The organism is Streptomyces sp. NPDC059080 (genome assembly GCF_042739975.1).
Classification (GTDB): Bacteria; Actinomycetota; Actinomycetes; order Streptomycetales; family Streptomycetaceae; genus Streptomyces; species Streptomyces benahoarensis.
Genome location: NZ_JBHYGX010000028.1, coordinates 1 through 3,479, shown reverse-complemented (window position 1 = coordinate 3,479; position 3,479 = coordinate 1). Strand labels below are relative to the sequence as shown.

The 3,479-nt window shown below is 73.2% G+C and carries 3 protein-coding genes; all 3 read left to right on the top strand.

Translation table 11 applies throughout. The annotated features are described in order from the left end of the window. Nucleotides 1-420: 420 nt before the first annotated feature. A complete protein-coding gene (locus ACFWWQ_RS20995) occupies nucleotides 421-1,506 on the top strand; it encodes a branched-chain amino acid aminotransferase (protein WP_384598274.1) in 1,086 nt (361 codons plus the stop codon). Between the two features lie 62 nt (nucleotides 1,507-1,568). Further along, nucleotides 1,569-1,916 carry a TetR family transcriptional regulator C-terminal domain-containing protein gene (locus ACFWWQ_RS20990; protein ID WP_384598272.1) on the top strand — a complete coding sequence of 116 codons (348 nt, stop codon included), beginning with the start codon at nucleotides 1,569-1,571 and terminating at the stop codon, nucleotides 1,914-1,916. A gap of 109 nt (nucleotides 1,917-2,025) precedes the next feature. After that, nucleotides 2,026-3,354 (top strand): MFS transporter, encoded by a 1,329-nt coding sequence (locus ACFWWQ_RS20985; RefSeq protein ID WP_384598270.1) that lies wholly within the window; start codon nucleotides 2,026-2,028, stop codon nucleotides 3,352-3,354. Nucleotides 3,355-3,479: the final 125 nt, after the last annotated feature.

Below are 3,479 nucleotides of genomic sequence, written 5' to 3'. Positions count from 1 at the left end.
TCTGTCTTTGGGGCCCCCCCCCCCCCCCCGGGGGGGCGGCCCCCCCCCCCCCCCCACGCCCCCCCCCCCCCCCCCCGCCCCGCCCCCCCCCCCCCCCCCGCTCCGTGGTGTCGTACATCCCCTGCACGGATGTCCCGTGTACGTACCACCGGTTCGGTGGGACCCTCGCCGACGAACCGGTCCGTACCGGCGTTGCGCCGGTCAACGGGACCCGCGCACGCCCGTTCCGCGCTCGGACACCCACGAGCGATAATCGGACATGGACCGTCGGCCGCGACGACGAGGCGCCCCTGACGCCAGGGACCACCCCACGCCCGGGGCGCGCGGCCGCAACAACCGCACCGGTGCCGCACCCCGAGCATCCCGGCCCCGCCGGCTGGGCCGCCCGGCTCCGGAAGACGCAGTGAAGGACACGCATTCATGACGATGCCCACGATCGAACTCAAGCCCTCCGCGAACCCGCTGTCCGACGCCGAGCGGGAGCGGATCCTTTCGGCCCCGGGCTTCGGCCGGTACTTCACCGACCACATGGTGACGATCAGGTGGACGGAGGGCCGCGGCTGGCACGACGCCCAGCTCGTGCCGTACGCGCCGCTCTCCATGGACCCGGCGAACATGACCCTCCACTACGCGCAGACGATCTTCGAGGGGCTGAAGGCGTACCGCCGCCCCGACGGCAGCGTGGCCACCTTCCGCCCGGACGCCAACGCCCGCCGCTTCCAGGACTCCGCGCGCCGTCTGGGCATGCCCGAGCTGCCCGTCGAGACGTTCATCGCCGCCTGCGACGCGCTCGTCGCCCAGGACAAGGCGTGGGTGCCCGCCTCCGGTGAGGAGTCGCTGTACCTGCGGCCGTTCATGATCGCCACCGAGGTCGGGCTGGGCGTCAAGCCCGCCAACGAGTACATGTTCCTCGTGATCGCCTCCCCGGCGGGCGCCTACTTCGGCGGTGGCGTGAAGCCGGTCTCGGTGTGGCTGTCGAAGGAGTACGTCCGCGCGGTGCCCGGCGGCACCGGCGCCGCCAAGACCGGCGGCAACTACGCCGCCTCGCTGGTCGCCCAGGCCCAGGCCGCCGAGCAGGGCTGCGACCAGGTCGTCTGGCTGGACGCGATCGAGCGCCGCTGGATCGAGGAGATGGGGGGCATGAACCTCTACTTCGTGTTCGGCAACCGCATCGTCACCCCGGCGCTGACCGGTTCGCTGCTGCCCGGCATCACCCGCGACTCGCTGCTCTCGATCGCCGCCGACCTGGGCTACGAGGTCGCCGAGGAGCGGATCAGCGTGGAGGACTGGAAGGCGGGCGCCGCCGACGGCACGCTCACCGAGGTCTTCGCCTGCGGCACCGCCGCGGTGATCACCCCGGTCGGCTCGGTGAAGTCCGCCGACGGTGCCTGGGATGTCGCCGACGGGCAGCCCGGCGAGGTCACCATGAAGCTCCGCAGGGCGCTGCTGGACATCCAGACCGGCGCCGCCGCCGACCCGCACGGCTGGATGCACCCCCTCGGCTGATCCGTTCCGCCGCACCGGCCGCTCTCGCACCGGGGGGGCGCCCCCCCCCGGGGGGGGCCCCCGTGGGGTTAGGGGCGAGGGGGGCGCCGCCCGGCCCCAACCCCCCCGCGGAGCCCCCCCCCGCCCCCCCCCCCGAAGCCCCCCCCCCTCGGGGGCCCCGGCCCGCCCCCCGGGCCGCCCCCCCCCCGCCCCCCCCCCCGGCCGGGGGGGCCCCCCGCAGTGCGTTCAGGGCCGAGGGCGCCTCGGACGGCACCTTCCGCCGCGTCGACGCCGCACGCCTCGCCCCCCGCATACGCGCCCTCCTCGACGGCTTCGCCACCCATCTCGTCGTCGGCCTGCCGGGCACGGACCTCGCCACGGTCCGCGCGCATGTGGGGGAATTCCTCGACGAGACGCTGGGTCCGGCGTAGGGCGCGTCCCCCATGTCCTGCGCCCGCGAACGCAACGCACTCAAGTACGCGGGATCGTTGCGGACGTTGCTCTTGCCGAGCGGCCGCCGGTCGGCGACCGTGATCGGCTATGGGGAGAGAACAGTGGAAGAAGATCTGGGTCGGCTCGGCCGGGAACATGGTCGAGTGGTTCGACTGGTTCGTGTACGCCAGCTTCGCGGTGTACTTCGCGGACGCGTTCTTCCCCAAGGGGAACGACACCGCCAACCTCATGAACACCATGGGGATCTTCGCGGTCGGCTTCTTCCTGCGCCCCGTCGGCGGCTGGCTGCTCGGCCGGGTCGGTGACCGCAAGGGCCGCAAGGCGGCGCTCACCCTGACCGTCACCCTGATGTCCGCCTCGGCGGTCCTCATCGCCGTCGCCCCCACCTACGCCGTCGCGGGCTACGGCGGCGTCGCCGTCCTGCTGATCGCCCGGATGCTCCAGGGCCTCTCCGTCGGCGGTGAGTACGCGGCCAGCGCCACCTACCTCACCGAGGCGTCCGCCCCCGGGCAGCGCGGTTTCGCCTCCAGCTTCCAGTACGTGTCGATGACCGCGGGCCAGCTCCTCGGCCTCGGCCTGCTGATCGTCCTCCAGCGCACCCTGTCCGACGTGGCGCTGCACAGCTGGGCCTGGCGCATCCCGTTCATCATCGGCGCGCTCGGCGCCGCCATCGTCTTCTACCTGCGCCGCAACATGCTGGAGACCGACGTCTACGCCGCCGACGAGGACGCCGCCACCGACCCCGACCGTGGCACCCTCAAGGCGCTGCTGGCCCACAAGCGTGAGGCGTTCCTCGTCATCGCGCTGACCATGGGCGGCACCGTGGCGTACTACACGTACACGACGTACCTCACCAAGTACCTTTCGGGCAGCGCCGGGATGGAGAAGTCCACGGCGTCGCTGGTGAGTTTCTGCGCGCTGTTCCTCTTCATGTGCCTCCAGCCGTTCGCAGGACGGCTCTCCGACCGGATCGGCCGCCGTCCGCTGCTGATCACCTTCGCGATCGGCTCGACGTTCCTGACCGTGCCGATCATGACGCTGCTGCGGCACGCCGGTTCCTTCTGGCCCGCGCTCGGCCTCTCGCTGCTGGCACTGGTCATCGTCACCGGCTACACCTCGATCAACGCCTGTGTGAAGGCGGAGCTGTTCCCCACCGGCATCCGCGCCCTCGGCGTCGCCCTGCCGTACGCCATCGCCAACGCCCTCTTCGGCGGCACCGCCGAGTACGTCGCCCTCTGGTTCAAGAACGGCGGCATCGAATCCGGCTACTACTGGTACGTCGCCGGATGCGCCGCCGTCTCCCTCGTCGTCTACCTGTCGATGCGCGAGACCCGCACCATCGACCTGCACCGCGTCGGCAAGGACGGTGCCGCGCCGGGCGCACCCGCCCCGGCCACCGGGCGGGCCCCCGCCTGACCCGCCCCACCGGGCCGGACGCCAGCCGTCCGGCCCGCCCCGCACCACGGCGCCCGTACGGACCCTGACCGGCGGACGCCCTGCCACGACGCCCCGGGCCCGGTCCCCCCCGAGCCGGCCCGGGC

Bases quoted from the DNA above. Each gene is read 5' to 3' on its own strand.
- ACFWWQ_RS20995 (WP_384598274.1), top strand. From the start codon at position 421: ATGACGATGCCCACGATCGAACTCAAGCCCTCCGCGAACCCGCTGTCC.
- ACFWWQ_RS20985 (WP_384598270.1), top strand. From the start codon at position 2,026: ATGGGGAGAGAACAGTGGAAGAAGATCTGGGTCGGCTCGGCCGGGAAC.